Source organism: Delftia sp. Cs1-4, assembly GCF_000214395.1.
Lineage (GTDB): Bacteria > Pseudomonadota > Gammaproteobacteria > Burkholderiales > Burkholderiaceae_C > Comamonas > Comamonas acidovorans.
Genome location: NC_015563.1, coordinates 553,764 through 569,483, shown reverse-complemented (window position 1 = coordinate 569,483; position 15,720 = coordinate 553,764). Strand labels below are relative to the sequence as shown.

Below are 15,720 nucleotides of genomic sequence, written 5' to 3'. Positions count from 1 at the left end.
ACTCTCTCCTTGCATGGACGGATTCCCGTGCGGAACGCACGCCGCACAATGTAGCGGCCTCAAAAAGCCCGTTGCCGCCGATATTGACCAGGGTTAACCCGAGGCAAGACGCCCTGCGCCGCTCGGGCATCGCGACAGCCTGGCGAAGCCGACTCGGCGACAATCGCCCACCATGAGCTTCGCCCCCCTGACCAACGACACCTTCCTGCGCGCCTGCCGGCGCCAGGCCACCGACTACACGCCGCTGTGGCTGATGCGCCAGGCGGGCCGCTATCTCCCCGAATACAAGGCCACGCGCGCGCGGGCCGGCAGCTTCATGGGCCTGGCCACCAACGTGGACTACGCCACCGAGGTCACGCTGCAGCCTCTGGAGCGCTTCCCGCTGGACGCGGCCATCCTGTTCTCCGATATCCTGACCGTGCCCGACGCCATGGGCCTGGGCCTGTCCTTTGCCGAAGGCGAGGGCCCGCGCTTCGCCAAGGTGGTGCGCGACGAGGCCGCCGTGGCCGAGCTGGCCGTGCCCGACATGGACAAGCTGCGCTATGTGTTCGACGCCGTGACCAGCATCCGCCGCGCGCTCGATGGCCGCGTGCCGCTGATCGGTTTCTCGGGCAGCCCCTGGACCCTGGCCTGCTACATGGTCGAGGGCAAGGGCAGCGACGACTACCGCCTGGTCAAGAGCCTGATGTATGCGCGCCCCGACCTGATGCACCGCATCCTGTCCGTCAACGCCGACAGCGTGGCCGCCTACCTCAACGCCCAGATCGATGCGGGCGCCCAGGCCGTGATGGTGTTCGACAGCTGGGGCGGTGTGCTGGCCGACGGCGCCTTCCAGGAATTCAGCCTGGCCTATACCAAGCGCGTGCTGGCCGGACTCAAGCGCACGGGCGTCGATGGGCAGGACGTGCCGCGCATCGTCTTCACCAAGGGCGGCGGCATCTGGCTGCCCGACATGAAGGACCTGGACTGCGAGGTGCTGGGCCTGGACTGGACGGCCAACCTGGCCCGCGCCCGCGCCATCGTCGGCGGCGAGGTGGGCGGACCCGGCAAGGCGCTGCAGGGCAACATCGACCCCAATGTGCTGTTCGCACCGCCCGAGCGCGTGGCCGAGCAGGCGCGCGCCGTGCTCGACAGCTTCGGCGCCCCGCACACCGACAGGACCACCACGGGCCCCACGCACATCTTCAACCTGGGCCACGGCATCAGCCAGTTCACGCCGCCCGAGCATGTGGCGGCCCTGGTGGAGACCGTGCACAGCCATTCGCGCGCCCTGCGTCAGCGCTGAGCGAGCCGCCTCCCCGCCCCCGCTTCTCCCGAACCCCAGGGCCGGACGCCAGCGCAGCGCCGGCCCCTGCCGGGGCCGCCAACGGCCCGGCAAGGCCCCGCTGTCCACAAGCCGGGTACCCGACAGCCGCTTGCTGCACAAGATGGCCACAGACCATCTTATGCACAGAAAAATCCGAGCGAGGCCCTAGGAGTTGCAGTTGTCATCGGCGCCTGCAATCCGGCGACATATCGATATAAGCCATTGTTTTTGAATAAATTTTTTGATAGCAACATTTTCAGCATGCACCGATTGGCAAGGCCGGATAAGCAGGTGCATGCCCATAGATCCGAATAATCCCCACAAAGTTATCCACAGAAATTGACGATATACCCAGAAACCCGCAGTCACCGGCCGGGGCGTCTGGTGTAGAACGCCGCACCCAGGCTCCGGGCAGCGCCAAAGGCTTATGCTTGGCGGCTTGGTTGCCGCAGGCCCTGCCGTGCGGCGCCCGCGTTTTCAGGCCCCGCTTTCCCCGCATTCGCATGTCCCTCCCCGCCCACACCGTCCATGTCGCCGTCCAGACGCCGGCGCACAGCGCCGTGGGCGAACTGCTGAGCTACACCTGCGACCAGCCCCTGGAGGCGGGCACCCTGGTGCGCGTGCCCCTGGGTCGCCGGGACCTGCTGGGCGTGGTCTGGGACGCCCCGCCCCGCCCCGCCGCCATGCCCGAAGGTGTGGAGCTGCGCCCCATCGCCGCCGTGCTGCAGGGCATTGCGCCGCTGCCGGCCGCCTGGCGCCGGCTGGTGGCCTTCGCCGCCTACTACTACCAGCGCAGCGTGGGCGAAATCGCCGTGACGGCCCTGCCCCCGCAACTGCGCGAGATGACGGCCGAGCAATTGGCGCGCCGGCTCAGGCCGACCAAGGCCGCGGCGAAGAGAGCGGCCAAGGCTGCAAAAGAGGAGCAGGCGGAACAGGCGCCTGGCACTGCGCCTGCATCAGCACCTGCATCAGCGCTCGCACCGGCCCCGGCCGCCGCAGACATTCCCCCCATCGTCCTCAGCGCCGAGCAGGCCGACGTCTTCACGCAGATCGCCGCCCATCCCGGCCCCTTTCTGCTCTTCGGCAGCACGGGCAGCGGCAAGACCGAGGTCTATCTGAGAGCCACCCAGGCCGCACTGGACGCCGACCCCGACGCCCAGGTGCTGGTGATGGTGCCCGAGATCAACCTCACGCCCCAGCTGGAGCAGCGCTTCACGGAGCGTTTCGCGCCGCAGTACGGCGCCGCCTGCGTGGTCAGCATGCACAGCGCAATGACCAACCCCCAGCGGCTCAAGAGCTGGCTGGCCGCGCACACCGGCGTGGCGCGCATCGTGCTGGGCACGCGCATGTCGGTCTTCGCCAGCCTGCCGGGCCTGTCACTCATCGTGGTGGACGAGGAGCACGACGCCAGCTACAAGCAGCAGGAAGGCGCACGCTACTCGGCGCGCGACCTGGCCATCTGGCGCGCGCGCGATACCGGCGCCAAGGTCATCCTGGGCAGTGCCACGCCGTCGCTGGAGAGCTGGCACGCCAGCCGCCCGCCCAATGCCGACGAGCCGCAGGGCGGCCGCTACCTGCGCCTGCACATGCCCAGCCGCATCGGCGCGGCCGCCCTGCCGCGCGTGCGCCTGGTGGACATGGGCCAGCAGCCGCGCAAGGCCGTGTTCTCGCCGCCGCTGATCGATGCCATCACCGAGCGCGTGCAGCGCGGCGAGCAAAGCCTGGTGCTGCTCAACCGCCGCGGCTTCGCGCCCGTGCTGTTCTGCGCCGACTGCGGCTGGAAAAGCGACTGCCCGCACTGCAGCGCCCACCAGGTCTTCCACAAGGCCGACCGCACGCTGCGCTGCCACCACTGCGGCTACACCCAGCGCGTGCCCATGGCCTGCCCCGGCTGCGGCAATCCCGACATCCTGCCGCTGGGCAAGGGCACGGAGCAGCTGGAGGAAGAACTGGCCCGCCTGCTGCGCAATGTGCAGCGCCCCGACCGCGAGCCCGCCCGCGTGGCGCGCATCGACGCCGACACCACGCGCGCCAAGGGCGCACTGGAGGAGCAACTGGCCCAGGTGCATGCGGGCGACATCGACGTGCTGGTGGGCACCCAGATGGTGGCCAAGGGCCATGACTTCCGGCGCATCACCCTGGTGGCCGCCGTGCAGCCCGACAGCGCTCTTTTCTCCAGCGACTACCGAGCGCCCGAGCGCCTGTTCAGCCTGCTTATGCAGGCCGCCGGCCGCGCAGGACGCGACGCGCACTACGTGGCCGCCCAGGGCAGCCACCCGGAGATGTGGATACAGACCCACGACCCGTCCCACCCCGTCTACACCGCGCTGCGCTCGCACGACTACCCGGCCTTCGCCGCGCGCCAGTTGCGCGAGCGGCGCGATGCGGGCATGCCGCCCTTCGCCTTCCAGGCCATCGTGCGGGCCGATGCGCGCACGCAGGAAGCCGCCCAGGCCTTCCTGGCCGCTGCGGCCGAGGCCGCCCGCCAGGCCGGCCTGCCCCATGTGGACGATGTCTTTCTCTATCCGCCCATTCCCATGTCCGTGCAGCGCGTGGCCAATGTGGAGCGCGCGCAGATGCTGATCGAGTCGGCCCAGCGGCCCGCCCTGCTGCGCTTTCTCTGGGCCTGGCAGGCGCACCTGCACTGGATCAGGGCACAGCCTGGGCACCGCGCCCTGGTGCGCTGGCTGGTGGACGTGGACCCGCTGGCCATTTGAGCGTGGCACGGCCTTTGGAACGGCCCCAAAAAACCTCAAGCCTTTCAGGCCTTGGGCGCAATCCCGCAAAGCGTTCACCGCTCCTTTTTCGGAAGCGCTTTTAGCGCATTCGCTGCGCGGCTCCCATCGGGATTTGCGCTGATGCAGGCGGGGCATGTTTATTGCATCGTGCCGCATTCAGCCCACAAGGCTGGATCATTCAATGCCTTTCCAGGAGCGATACATGCCGTTCACCCCCTTCCGTATGACCTTGATGGCCGTCGCGCTTGCGCTGGCAGGCTGCGCGTCCCAGCCCGGCGCCAGCCAGGCCCCCGCAGCCGCAGCGCCCGCCACGGCCGCCGCCCCTGCACCCGCTCCCACCGCACAGGCCGGCAAGCCCAACGTGGTCGTCCTGGCCACGGGCGGCACCATTGCCGGCGCGGGCGCCAGCGCCGTCAACAGCGCCACCTACACGGCCGCCAAGGTGCCCGTGGACAAGCTGCTGGCCGGCCTGCCCGAGCTGAGCAACATCGCCAACGTGTCCGGCGAGCAGGTCTTCCAGATCGCCTCCGAGAGCTTCACCAACAAGGAACTGCTGACGCTGGCCCGCCGCGTCAACGAGCTGGCCAAGCAGCCCGGCGTGGACGGCATCGTCGTCACCCACGGCACGGACACGCTGGAGGAAACCGGCTACTTCCTGAACCTGGTGGTGCCCACCGACAAGCCCATCGTCATGGTCGGCTCCATGCGCCCCGGCACGGCCATCTCGGCCGACGGCGCGCTGAACCTGCTGGGCGCCGTGGCCACGGCCGCGTCCAAGGACTCGGCGGGCAAGGGCGTGCTGGTCAGCATGAACGACAACATCGACTCCGCGCGCGATGTCGCCAAGCTCACCAACATCAAGACCAATGCCTTCGCCAGCCAGTGGGGCCCGCTGGGCATGGTGGTCGAGGGCAAGACCTACTGGTTCCGCGCCCCCGTCAAGCGCCACACCAGGGGCAGCGAGTTCAACATCGAGCAGATCACCGACCTGCCCGCAGTGGACATCGTCTATGGCTACGGCAACGTGCCCGCCACGGCCATCGACGCGCTGGGCAAGGCCGGCGTCAAGGCCATCGTGCATGCAGGCACGGGCAATGGCTCGGTGGCCGACCGCATCGTGCCCAAGCTCAACGAACTGCGCCAAAAGGGCGTGATCGTGGTGCGCAGCTCGCGCGTGCCGGCCGGCTTCGTGCTGCGCAATGCCGAGCAGCCCGATGACAAGTACGACTGGGTCGTCGCCCATGACCTGAACCCGCAGAAGGCGCGCCTGCTGGCGGCCGTGGCCCTGACCAAGACGCAGGACACGAAGCAGTTGCAGCGCATCTTCTGGGAGTACTGATAAAGCACCCCCTGAGGCGCTGGCGCGCCTTCCCCCTCTCTACCCGCTTCGCGGGGGAGGGGGACGACAGCCTCGCTGCGGGGCGGCCCTTGCTTGCTGTCCCTTGCTTTGGGCCGCGCCAGTTTTTGCAGCCTCGTCCCAAGCCCCGTTCGCGGGGCTTTTTCTATTGCCGCTTGCTAGTTCGTTGTGAACAGCGGGGTGAGGGGGCCTTGGGCGATGTGGCAGTGCGCCTGTTCCAGGGCCTGGGCGAAGGCGTCGGAGCGCAGGTAGGCGTATTCGACGGCGCGCTGGGCGCCTATGGCGTCGCCCTGGACGGGGGCGGTGGCGGGGTGGCACATCATGAGGCTGCCGGGCTGCAGCTGGGCCAGCCATTGGGCCATGTGGCGGCCATAGCCTTCGGGCGTGGGCTGGTCGAAGGCGTAGACGCCGCCGAAGCCGTGGTTGAGCGGCACGCCCTGGCGGCGCAGGCGGCGGGTGGTGGTCCAGCCGCCCAGCAGGGCGATGATGGCGGCCTTGGGGTCGCGCCAGAGCTGGCCGGCCGGCGTGGTGGAGCGGACCCAGGGCAGGTCGTCGGCGTTGTCGCCATAGCGCTGGCGCAATTCCTGCACCAGCGCGGCGCGCACACCGGGGAGCTGGTGCACGTGCTGGTGGCCGTCGATGAAGTCGGGGGCCATGCCCAGCGCGTCCTCGAAGGCGTCGAGCTGGCGGCGCCAGGCGTCGCGCATGGCGGCGCCGCCGAGTGCGCCGGCATAGGCGCGCGCGATCACGGCACCGATGCCGGCGGCAGGCTGCAGGCCGTGGCCTTCGGTCAGGTTGAAGTGCAGGCCCAGCGACAGGCGCGGGCGCAGCGCGGGCAGGCGCCTGGCGGCCTGCCTCCAGTGCGGCGAGGTGGTCATGCAGCTGGTGGCCGACAGCCGGCCCTGCAGCGTGAGCTGCTCCACGGCTTCATCGACCAGGGGGTGCAGCGCATAGTCGTCGGCGCACAGGACGACGGTTCTGGCCGAGGCCTTCTCCCCGTTGTTTCTGGCAGGTACGGTGTTCATGAGGATTCCTTGCGGCCGGGGGCCGCAAAGGCCCAGAACTTGGCGAAGACGAAGGTGCCCACCGCCACCAGCACCAGCACCAGGGCCAGGCTCCAGAAATAGTGCCAGTGCAGCCAGTGCAGGGCCACCCAGTACAGCAGCTCGTTGGCCACGAAGGAGGCGCAGGCCACGGCGAAGTACTTGCCGGCCACGGCCCAGCCTTGCGCCCCGGCCTGCACGAAGGTGAACAGCGCATGGCCGTTGTAGCTGACCACGAAGGCCACGAGAAAGGCCAGCACGTTGGCATGCAGCGGCGCCATGCCCAGCCGTTGCACCAGCAGGGCGACCACGGCCAGGTGCGTGGCGGCCGCGCAGCCCCCTACCAGCACGAACTGCAGCGCCTGCGGCAGGCGGCGCAGCTGTGCGATCACGTCGTGCATGGCTAGTCCCGTGGCGCCAGCGGGCTGCGGTCTTCGTCGCGCGCCAGCAGGTAGGTGGGACGGCGCTTGACCTCGTCATAGATCCGGCCGATGTACTCGCCCAGGATGCCGATGGACATCAGCTGCACGCCCGAGAACAGCATGATGCTGGCCGCCAGCGTGGGCCAGCCGTCCAGCGGGTTGCCGAAGATCAGCGTCTCCATGGTGATCCACAGCCCGTAGAGCAGGGCCGCCAGCGAGATGATCCCGCCCACCACGCTCCACACGCGCAGCGGCAAGGTGGTGAACGAGGTCAGACCCAGCAGGGCCAGCGAGCCCAGGCGCCGGAAATTGAAGCTGGACGCCCCGGCCGTGCGGTCGGCCGGCACGAACGGCAGGGCCGCGGCCTTGAAGCCCACCCAGGCGTACAGGCCCTTCATGAAGCGGTGGCTCTCCGGCAGGGCCTTGAGCGCGTCGGCCACGCAGCGGTCCAGCCAGCGGAAGTCGCCGGCATTGGGCGGGATCTTCACCAGGTTGCCGGCATTCATGAGCCGGTAGAACAGGTTGGTGCCCACGCGCTTGGCGCCGCTTTCGGCGCCCCGGTCGGCGATCACGCCATAGACCATGTCGTAGCCGGACTGCCACAGCTCGCACATCTGGGGCAGCATCTCCAGCGGATGCTGGAAGTCGGCGTCGATCAGCACCACGGCGTTGCCGCGCGCATGGTCTATGCCGGCCGACAGCGCCGCCTCCTTGCCGAAGTTGCGCGACAGCGCCAGATAGCGCACGGGCAGTTCCTGGGCCATGCGCAGCGCGATCTCGTGCGTGGCGTCACGGCTGCCGTCGTTGACGACGATCAGCTCGTAGTCGGGCGTCAGCGTGCGCACCGTCGCGTCCAGGGCGCGCAGGAACGCCTCCAGGTTGCCCTCTTCATTGTGGGCTGGCACCACGCAGCTCAGCCGCAGCGGGGGGCGCGGCAGCATCCCCTTGGGAGCGGCCGGAGCAATGTCAGCATGCAATTCGGTCATAGGCCAGCATTGTCAGCGTGCTGGCTGCCCGCGCGCGGCAACACGTCAAAAACCGCATAGGCATAGGGACTGGGCCGAGGAAAACGCCAGCCCGAGCGTTGCACCGTGAGCACACGCGCCTCCTGCGGCAGGCCCAGCTTCGCCAGCCAGGCCTGCGCCTGCTGCTCGCAGTCGCGCGATTTCGCGGTCGGGCCGGGCTCGCTGGCCACCGGGCCGCGCGGGCACAGCAGCAGCCCGGGCTGCTGGCGCCAGTCCGGCAGCGCCAGCACGCGCGCATATTCGCTGTCGGGCAGGCCGGGAATGGTGCGCAGATGCGGCTGGGCATAGAAAGACAGCATGGCGTTTTCCGCCCAGTCGCCGCCCACCCACTGCAGCGGCTGCTGCGGGTGGCGCTGGTTCCAGGACAGCACGATGGCCTGCGCCGCATCTGCCGCAGGGCGGTAGTAGTCGGAGCCGCTCTTGCGCGCATTGCCCCAGCCCACGGCCAGCCCGATCACCAGCACCACGGCCAGGCTAGGCCACCAGGCGCGGCGCAGCGCGGCCAGGGCGGCCTGCGTCACGGCGGGCGCCTCGGCGTCCAGGTTGCGCAGCCACAGCAGCACGAAGGCATAGCCGATGGGAATGGCCCAGGGCGTGGACAGCTCCACCACGCCGGTGGCTCCAAAGCCCAGCGTCGCAAGCCAGGGCATGAGGGCCAGCCAGAACAGCGTGTCGCCGCGCCCCTGCCAGCACCAGCTGCGGCGCAGGAAACGCGCACTCCAGCGCAGCCAGCCGCCGCCTTGCTGGCGGGCCTGCATGAAGCCATACACCAGGCACACGGCCAGCCAGGCCGGCAGCCAGTAGAAGATGGGCGCCAGCGCAAAGCGCAGCACATAGCCCCACACCACCTGCCCGCCGCCCTGGTCCATGGCATAGCCCAGCGTCACCCACTGGTGGTGGGCAATCCAGGCCACATGCGGCGCCAGCGCCAGGCCAAAGGCTGCCAGCGCCACGTAGGGCCGGGGTGTGAGCAGCCACTGGCGCCCTTCACGCACCAGGAAGATGGGCAGCAGGAAACCGGCCAGGAACACGCCGCTGTAGTACTTGCTGAGCATGCAGGCGGCCGAGACCACGCCCAGCGCCACGCTGAAGGCCACGCCGCGCGCGCCCTTTTCCTGCCAGCTGGCCAGCAGCAGGGCCGCCGCCCAGGGCCACAGGGACAGCAGCTGGCTGTTGGCGTTGAACTTGCCGGCCAGCGTCGTATACGGAAAGCACCACAGCAACAGGGCCGCGCCCAGCGGCGCCAGGCGCGCCAGCCCCAGGCGCCTGCCCAGCACGTAGACGCCCCAGATGCCCACGCCCACATTGGCATAGGACAGCAGGCGATAGAAGCCGTCGTTCTGCGGGAACACCATGAACCACAGGCCGACCACCCAGGCGAAGAACGGCGGATGCTTGTGCGTGCCCAGCTGCAGCGGCTGGGCCCAGGCATAGTTCTCCAGCATGTCGTGGTAGCCGTCCAGATTGCCATTGGCCAGCCAGGACACCAGGGCCCAGAGCAGGCAGGCCAGCGTCACCATCCAGAGCAGGGCCGCGCCCGTGGGAACGCCTGCCGGGGCAGAGGGGGAGGATTTCATGCGATCCCGTCGAGGTGGTGAAAAAACATGGGCGGGATTGTAGTGAGCACCAGCATGCCCGTGCGCCCCGGGCCTGCCGCTCAGGTGTGCCCGGGCCTGCTCAGGTCATCAGCGCCACGGCGCCCGAGAAGCTCAGGAAGGCCAGCACCGTGGACACCAGGATGATGCGGGCCACGCGCCCGCCGTGCGCCCCGAAGCGCTCGGTCAGCAGCGAGACATTGCTGGCGCTGGGCAGCGCGGCCAGCAGCACCAGCGCCACAAAGGCCTCTTCGCCGAGCGGCAGGCCCAGCGCCATGGCCGCACGGGCCACGGCCCAGACCAGCAGCGGATGGACCAGCAGCTTGGCCAGCGCAATGGGCACGTAGTCGCGCGCGGCCACGCGCTCGTGGCTGTTCATCTGCGAGCGCGCCAGCACGGCGCCAATGGTGAACAGCGCCACGGGCGAGGCCGCGCCCGCCAGCATGGCCACGGTGCGGTCGATGGGGCCGGGCAGCGTCCAGCCTGCCGCCGAGGCCACTCCACCCAGCACGATGGCCCAGGGCATGGGATTGGCGGCCATGCCGGCAAACGCCCTGCGCAGCGCCACGGACACACCATGCCCGCCCGGCAGCCCCAGGCGCGACAGCGCAATGCACAGCGAAGTGGTCACCACCATGTCGATGGCCATGGTGACGATGACCGGGCCTGCGGCACGCTCGCCCAGCAGCGCCACCAGCATGGGCACTCCCATGAAGCCGGTGTTGGGAAAGGCCGCCACCAGCGCGCCAAAGGCTGCATCGTTCCAGCCCACGCGCCGCACGGTCAGCGCCACGGTGGCGCCCACCATCAGCAGCGCGCACAGCAGGTAGACCACGGAGACGCCCACATCCAGCAGCTGGGCAATCGGCGTCTGCGCGCCAAAGCGGAACAGCATGCAGGGCAGCGCGAAATACAGCACGAAGGCATTGAGCCCCGGTATCGCCGCCTGCGGCAGCACGCCACGCCAGGTGGCCGCAAAGCCGCAGGCCACAAGCGCGAAGAAGGGGAAGGTGATCAGCAGGACGGACAGCACGCGGCGATTCTGGCAGCAAGCCGGTGCCGCTGCCGCGCGCCCGTGTCACCGCGCGGACGCCGGGCGAAAAAAAACCTGCCGGAATACGCATCCGGCAGGTCGGGGCGCGAGCGCAACAAGCGCGTGCGCTTACAGCGCCAGGTCCTTCTCGACGTCCTGCACCTTGCGGCGGGCCAGCGCCAGATTGGAGCGGCTCTTGTCCAGCACCAGGTAGAAGAACACACCTTCATGGGCGGCCACGGGCCGGATGATGTGGTACTGGTGCGTCAGGGTGATCAGGATGTCGTCGATGGCGTCATCGAGCTTGAGCATGCGCATGGTCTTGAGCTTGGCGCGCACCACCTCCGTGTTGCCGGCAGCGGCCAGCTCCATGTCGAGGCCGGAGCCCACGCTGCCCATGAGCATGCCGCTGGTGCTGTCCACCAGGGCCGCGCACAGGGCGCCATCGATGCCCAGCAGGCCGTTCAGAGAATCATGTATCGAAGCCATATGCCACCTTTTCAAATAGCAAGGGCAGGCTGTGCGATGGACCACCGCGCCCGCTCCTCGGGGGAAGAAAACCAAACTTCTGCAGCGGATGCCGCGGATCAGGAACGGGACAGTTCGGAGGCCACTTCGCCCGCCGCCCACAGCGCGCGGCCCAGCAGGGCGCTTTGATCGACCACCATGCACAGGATGGCCGGCTGGTTGCCGGCCACGGCCTGAAAGAGGACGGTGCCCAGCTCGGTCTCGAAGGTCAGCCGCCGGCAGGACTTGTGGCCTATCTCGGTGGCCACGGCCCTGGCCATGGCCATGAGCGAGCCCGCCATGGCCGACAGGCGCTCCGTCGGCAGTTCGCTCCTGACCCGCAGGGAGGTGATCTCGAAGCCGTCAGGCGTGCACAGCAAGGCGATGTGCACGCCCTCCAGGGGCGCCACCACGCGGTGGAGCACATCGCTGCCAGCTTCGATCAGAGAGGGAGGAATCCGGGGAAGCGTTGGTGTCTTCATACCTGACTTTGCAAGGAAAGCAAGGAAACGAGCACCCCCAGCGCATCCAGCAACTGCTGCCGGTCACGGGGGTCCGCCTGGATGACAGGCACTATACCGTGACCTCTGTCCGCCAAGGCGCTGCTGAATGCTTCCTGCTGTTGCTCGCTGGCATCACGGCAACTGACCACCACCACCAGGGGCCCGGATTCCAGAGAGGCGATCTCGGCCAGGCACTGTGCCGCGTAGTCCGGTGCGCGGGCGTCGCAGACATCCACCATCAGCAGCACGCCCACCGAGGCATTGAGCACCCAGCGACGCACGAAGTCGAAGCGTTCCTGCCCCGGGCTGCCCACCAGCTGCAGCCGCTCTCCACCGCCCAGGTCGATCTCGCCGAACTCGGCACCCACCGTGGTGAATTCCTTGGAATGGGAGGCCCGGTCCAGATTGGGCACATCCGCCGCCGCCATCAACGCGCCGCACAGGCTGCGCAGGGCCGTGGTCTTGCCTATGCCCATGGGGCCCACCAGGCTCACCCGTACCAACCCGGCAGCAGGCTGCGCGTTCATCCACAGGCTCATGCCACTCCTCCGCGCCGGATCCATCCGGCCAGCTTTTGCACCCACTGGCGCGGCAGGCCGGCCACCGCGTCGGGCGCCTGTGCGCGGCTGCGGCGCAGCGGCGGGAGATCGTCTTCGCGCGCGGCGCGCAGGCTGCACTCCAGCAGGCTGCGCAGCCGGGGATGGCGCAGCAGTTCGGCCACGGCGCGGGCCTGCATGCCGCTGTGCTCGCACAACAGGGCCACCTCCATGGGGCCACGGCACAGCATGGCCAGGGCACGCAGGCATTCGGAGTTGTTCCACGGCGCGGGCAGCGCCACCCAGGCCTTGAGCTGGAAGCGGTAGCGGCAGTCCACGCCCTGCTGCTGCAGATCGTCCAGCGCCCGCGCCAGCGTATGCGACGTCGCCACCTGCTGGCGCACCGTCCAGTCCATGAGGAAGACGGCCGCCCGGTCCAGCATGTCGATCAGGTCGGACAGCGTGAAATTCATGTCCAGATAGGTTGCCAGTCGCTGCTGCGTGCGCTCCAGGTGCTGTCCCTGGGGCACTCCACCCACGTAGACCACGCAGGGCATCCACCCTGCAGCCTCGGGCGCGGGCATGTTGCCATCGACGACCAGCACCTGGGCGCTGACCAGGGGCACCTGCCGCCAGCCGCGCAGCGACTTGCGGGACGCCACGGCGAACAATGCCTCGAAACGCTGCTTGAGCAGAGGAGACCACAGCTCGGCAGCCAGGCCGATCTCGTCTGTAGTGCGAGCCATCTTTGACACCTCACCGGATAGGAACTGAAATGGACAAACCAGATTCGCCCGTGACAGAACATCGGCGAAGACTGATATTTTGGATAGTTTTTACACATTACTCACTTGATTTAATGTGAACTTTTCTATTTAGACCAACGCCGCCACAGTACGGACCAGAGTGGCCGCGAGATTTGTCGCCGAATTCCAAGGGTGCTTACACCTGGCCTGATGGCCTCGATCCCCGAAGCGGTATGCTCCCGCTTCCCTCACTTTCACGCCTTTCCCCGCGCAACGCACCCATGTCCGCAGGACTCAATCTGGCCCAGCTCCAGGCCGTCCACTACACCGAAGGCCCCTGCCTGGTTCTGGCCGGCGCGGGCTCGGGCAAGACACGCGTGATCACGCACAAGATCGGGCGCCTGATCGAGATGGGCATGGCGCCGCGCCGCATCGCGGCCATCACCTTCACCAACAAGGCCGCAGCCGAAATGCGCGAGCGCGCGGCCGGCCTCATCGGCCGCCAGGCCAAGGACGTGCTGGTGTGCACCTTCCACGCCCTGGGCGTGCGCATGGTGCGCGAGGACGGCCATGTGCTGGGTCTGAAGCCCCAGTTCAGCATCCTGGACGCCGACGACGTGACGGGCATCCTCAAGGACTGCTCGGGCGGCACCACCGACCTGGCCACGGCGCGCCAGTGGCAGTGGACCATCAGCAACTGGAAGAATGCCGGCTGGGACAGCCGCAAGGCCCTGGCCATGGCCCAGGACGACAACGAGCGCAGCACGGCGCTGATCATGCAGCGCTACGAAGAGCGTCTGACCGCCTACCAGAGCGTGGATTTCGACGACCTGATCGGCATGCCCATGCGCCTGCTCAAGAACCACATCGAGGTGCGCGAGAAATGGCAGCGCCTGCTGGGCCATGTGCTGGTGGACGAATACCAGGACACCAACGCCACGCAGTACGAGCTGCTCAAGATGCTGGTGGGCAGCCGCGCCCACTTCACCGCCGTGGGCGACGACGACCAGAGCATCTACGGCTGGCGCGGCGCCACGCTGGACAACCTCAAGAAGCTGCCGGTGGAGTTCCCGCAGCTCAAGGTGATCAAGCTGGAGCAGAACTACCGCTCCACCTCGGCCATCCTGCGCGCGGCCAACAACGTCATCCAGCCCAACCCCAAGCTCTATCCGAAGACGCTGTTCTCGGAGCTGGGCGAGGGCGAGCCCGTGCGCATCGTGGACTGCGACACCGAGGAGCACGAGGCCGAGCGCGCCGTCGCCCGCATCCAGAGCCTGCGCGCGGCCAGCAACCCGCCGCCGGACTGGAAGGATTTCGCCATCCTCTACCGCGCCAACCACCAGGCCAAGCCCTTCGAGAAGGCCTTGCGCAAGGCCAGCATTCCCTACAAGGTCTCGGGCGGCACCAGCTTCTTCGACCGCGCCGAGATCAAGGACCTGTGCGCCTGGTTCCGGCTGTGGATCAACAACGACGACGACCCCGCCTTCCTGCGCGCCATCGGCACGCCCAGGCGCGGCATAGGCCACACCACGCTGGGCAAGCTGGGCGAGTTTTCCTCGCAGCACAAGCTCAGCATGTTCGGCGCCCTGTTCGCGCACATGCTGGAAGCGGCCCTGCCCAAGAAGGCGCATGACAGCCTGCTGGAGTTCGGCCGCTACATCAACGACCTCGAATACCGCGCCCGCCACACGCTGGGCGCCGAGCAGTCGCGCGGCTTCATGCTCGACTGGCTCAAGGAGATCGGCTACGAGCAGTACCTCTACGACAGCGAGGACAGCGAATCGGTCGCCGCCGCGCGCTGGAGCAACGTGCTGGAGTTCTGCGACTGGATGTCCCAGCGCGCCGGCGGCCAGATCGAGGACGCGGCGGGCACGACCACCCACACCGAGGTCAAGAGCCTGCTGGAAGTGGCGCGCAACATCGCCCTGCTGTCCACCATCAGCGAGCGCGAGAAGGAGCAGGACATGGTCATCCTGTCCACCCTGCACGCCTCCAAGGGCCTGGAATGGCCGCATGTGATGCTGGTGGGCGTGACCGAGGGCATGCTGCCCTTCAAGCTCGACGACGACAACGGCCGCCAGCAGAAGGTCAGCGACGAAACCGCCCAGCGCCTGCAGGAAGAGCGCCGCCTCATGTACGTGGGCATCACGCGCGCCCGGCGCTCGCTGGCCGTGAGCTGGACCAAGCGCCGCAAGAAGGGGCGCGAGATGGTCTCCACCCTGCCCAGCCGCTTCATCAAGGAAATGGGCCTGGACGCCGCCACCTCGCGCGAGGACCCGCGCGAGAAGCTGCGCCAGCTGCGCGCCGAGTTCGCCCTCAAGGCACAGCAGTCCACGCCCGCCGACTCCTGATTCCAGAAAGACACCGCATGCGTTTTTACCGCCCCGTTCTCAGCCTGGCGCTGGTGGCCGTGACCACCGCCTGCTCCAGCACGGACCTGCAGACCACCACCCGTCCCACCCTCCAGGCCGCGCCCAAGGCCGCCCGCGCTGCCACCGCCCTGCCACATGCCCCATGCCCCGGCGACGAGGAGATGAAGGACAGCCAGCTGCAGGGCGAATGGACGGGAACCGTCGAAGGCCAGTCCCAGCCCGTGCGCCTGCAGTTGGGACCGCACCCCCAGTGGAAGGGCAACGTCAAGGGCACGATCGCGCGCGGCGCAGACACCCGCCCCATGGTCGGCGACGTGGCCGATGACCACATCACGCTGGAAGAAAGCGCCGACGGCAAGCGCATCACCGCCACCTGGCTGGGCGATGTCGTCGAAGGCAGCTGCGCCCGCGAGATCCGCGGCAACTTCATCGAAGGCGACGATGCGGCGCCCCGGCCCTTCGTGCTGCGCAAGCTCGCGCCGTGACCGACCCCCGAGCCTGCACACGAGCCCCCTGCTCCCTCTTCACTCAATTCCC

The 15,720-nt window shown here is 68.5% G+C and carries 14 protein-coding genes; 5 read left to right on the top strand and 9 right to left on the bottom strand.

The genetic code is table 11. The features are described 5' to 3' along the window. The first annotated feature begins 172 nt into the window (after positions 1–172). From hemE to DELCS14_RS02530, 3 genes are all read left to right on the top strand, one after another. On the top strand, positions 173–1,285 hold the full coding sequence (gene hemE / locus DELCS14_RS02540) for a uroporphyrinogen decarboxylase (protein WP_013800317.1): 1,113 nt from the start codon (positions 173–175) through the stop codon (positions 1,283–1,285). A gap of 524 nt (positions 1,286–1,809) precedes the next feature. Then, the gene (gene priA, locus DELCS14_RS02535; RefSeq protein WP_013800316.1) at positions 1,810–4,023 is read left to right on the top strand and encodes a primosomal protein N'; all 2,214 of its coding nucleotides are present in this window, start codon (positions 1,810–1,812) and stop codon (positions 4,021–4,023) included. 223 nt (positions 4,024–4,246) lie between these two features. Further along, on the top strand, positions 4,247–5,383 hold the full coding sequence (locus tag DELCS14_RS02530) for an asparaginase (RefSeq protein ID WP_013800315.1): 1,137 nt from the start codon (positions 4,247–4,249) through the stop codon (positions 5,381–5,383). A 176-nt stretch (positions 5,384–5,559) separates the two neighbouring features. On the opposite strand, the gene DELCS14_RS02525 is transcribed toward DELCS14_RS02530, so the two are convergent. From DELCS14_RS02525 to DELCS14_RS02485, 9 genes are all read right to left on the bottom strand, one after another. Then, complete coding sequence (locus DELCS14_RS02525) at positions 5,560–6,426, bottom strand: ChbG/HpnK family deacetylase (protein ID WP_013800314.1); 867 nt, start codon at positions 6,424–6,426, stop codon at positions 5,560–5,562. Continuing rightward, entirely contained in the window at positions 6,423–6,845 is a 423-nt protein-coding gene (locus DELCS14_RS02520; protein WP_013800313.1) for a GtrA family protein, read from the bottom strand. Before DELCS14_RS02520 ends, DELCS14_RS02525 begins: the two co-directional genes overlap by 4 nt. A 2-nt stretch (positions 6,846–6,847) precedes the next feature. Next, a complete protein-coding gene (locus DELCS14_RS02515; RefSeq protein ID WP_012202493.1) occupies positions 6,848–7,852 on the bottom strand; it encodes a glycosyltransferase family 2 protein in 1,005 nt (334 codons plus the stop codon). Then, the gene (locus DELCS14_RS02510) at positions 7,849–9,468 is read right to left on the bottom strand and encodes a glycosyltransferase family 39 protein (RefSeq protein ID WP_013800312.1); all 1,620 of its coding nucleotides are present in this window, start codon (positions 9,466–9,468) and stop codon (positions 7,849–7,851) included. The genes DELCS14_RS02515 and DELCS14_RS02510 overlap by 4 nt, the downstream gene beginning before the upstream one ends. Positions 9,469–9,568: 100 nt before the next feature. Beyond that, positions 9,569–10,519 (bottom strand): AEC family transporter, encoded by a 951-nt coding sequence (locus tag DELCS14_RS02505; protein WP_012202491.1) that lies wholly within the window; start codon positions 10,517–10,519, stop codon positions 9,569–9,571. Between the two features lie 129 nt (positions 10,520–10,648). Further along, the gene (locus DELCS14_RS02500) at positions 10,649–11,008 is read right to left on the bottom strand and encodes a hypothetical protein (RefSeq protein WP_012202490.1); all 360 of its coding nucleotides are present in this window, start codon (positions 11,006–11,008) and stop codon (positions 10,649–10,651) included. A 98-nt stretch (positions 11,009–11,106) separates the two neighbouring features. After that, the gene (locus DELCS14_RS02495) at positions 11,107–11,508 is read right to left on the bottom strand and encodes a roadblock/LC7 domain-containing protein (RefSeq protein ID WP_012202489.1); all 402 of its coding nucleotides are present in this window, start codon (positions 11,506–11,508) and stop codon (positions 11,107–11,109) included. Next, a complete protein-coding gene (locus DELCS14_RS02490) occupies positions 11,505–12,068 on the bottom strand; it encodes a GTPase (protein WP_013800311.1) in 564 nt (187 codons plus the stop codon). Before DELCS14_RS02490 ends, DELCS14_RS02495 begins: the two co-directional genes overlap by 4 nt. Beyond that, complete coding sequence (locus tag DELCS14_RS02485) at positions 12,065–12,811, bottom strand: hypothetical protein (RefSeq protein WP_013800310.1); 747 nt, start codon at positions 12,809–12,811, stop codon at positions 12,065–12,067. Before DELCS14_RS02485 ends, DELCS14_RS02490 begins: the two co-directional genes overlap by 4 nt. A 281-nt stretch (positions 12,812–13,092) precedes the next feature. Here DELCS14_RS02485 and DELCS14_RS02480 point away from each other — a divergent pair, with 281 nt between their 5' ends. Further along, a complete protein-coding gene (locus DELCS14_RS02480) occupies positions 13,093–15,162 on the top strand; it encodes a UvrD-helicase domain-containing protein (protein ID WP_013800309.1) in 2,070 nt (689 codons plus the stop codon). Between the two features lie 17 nt (positions 15,163–15,179). Next, on the top strand, positions 15,180–15,668 hold the full coding sequence (locus DELCS14_RS02475) for a hypothetical protein (RefSeq protein WP_013800308.1): 489 nt from the start codon (positions 15,180–15,182) through the stop codon (positions 15,666–15,668). Positions 15,669–15,720 lie beyond the last annotated feature (52 nt).

Coding starts and splice junctions, on each gene's coding strand:
- hemE (WP_013800317.1), top strand. CDS start 173: ATGAGCTTCGCCCCCCTGACCAACGACACCTTCCTGCGCGCCTGCCGG.
- priA (WP_013800316.1), top strand. CDS start 1,810: ATGTCCCTCCCCGCCCACACCGTCCATGTCGCCGTCCAGACGCCGGCG.
- DELCS14_RS02485 (WP_013800310.1), bottom strand. CDS start 12,811: ATGGCTCGCACTACAGACGAGATCGGCCTGGCTGCCGAGCTGTGGTCT.
- DELCS14_RS02495 (WP_012202489.1), bottom strand. CDS start 11,508: ATGAAGACACCAACGCTTCCCCGGATTCCTCCCTCTCTGATCGAAGCT.
- DELCS14_RS02530 (WP_013800315.1), top strand. CDS start 4,247: ATGCCGTTCACCCCCTTCCGTATGACCTTGATGGCCGTCGCGCTTGCG.
- DELCS14_RS02515 (WP_012202493.1), bottom strand. CDS start 7,852: ATGACCGAATTGCATGCTGACATTGCTCCGGCCGCTCCCAAGGGGATG.
- DELCS14_RS02475 (WP_013800308.1), top strand. CDS start 15,180: ATGCGTTTTTACCGCCCCGTTCTCAGCCTGGCGCTGGTGGCCGTGACC.
- DELCS14_RS02510 (WP_013800312.1), bottom strand. CDS start 9,468: ATGAAATCCTCCCCCTCTGCCCCGGCAGGCGTTCCCACGGGCGCGGCC.
- DELCS14_RS02480 (WP_013800309.1), top strand. CDS start 13,093: ATGTCCGCAGGACTCAATCTGGCCCAGCTCCAGGCCGTCCACTACACC.
- DELCS14_RS02520 (WP_013800313.1), bottom strand. CDS start 6,845: ATGCACGACGTGATCGCACAGCTGCGCCGCCTGCCGCAGGCGCTGCAG.
- DELCS14_RS02500 (WP_012202490.1), bottom strand. CDS start 11,008: ATGGCTTCGATACATGATTCTCTGAACGGCCTGCTGGGCATCGATGGC.
- DELCS14_RS02490 (WP_013800311.1), bottom strand. CDS start 12,068: ATGAGCCTGTGGATGAACGCGCAGCCTGCTGCCGGGTTGGTACGGGTG.
- DELCS14_RS02525 (WP_013800314.1), bottom strand. CDS start 6,426: ATGAACACCGTACCTGCCAGAAACAACGGGGAGAAGGCCTCGGCCAGA.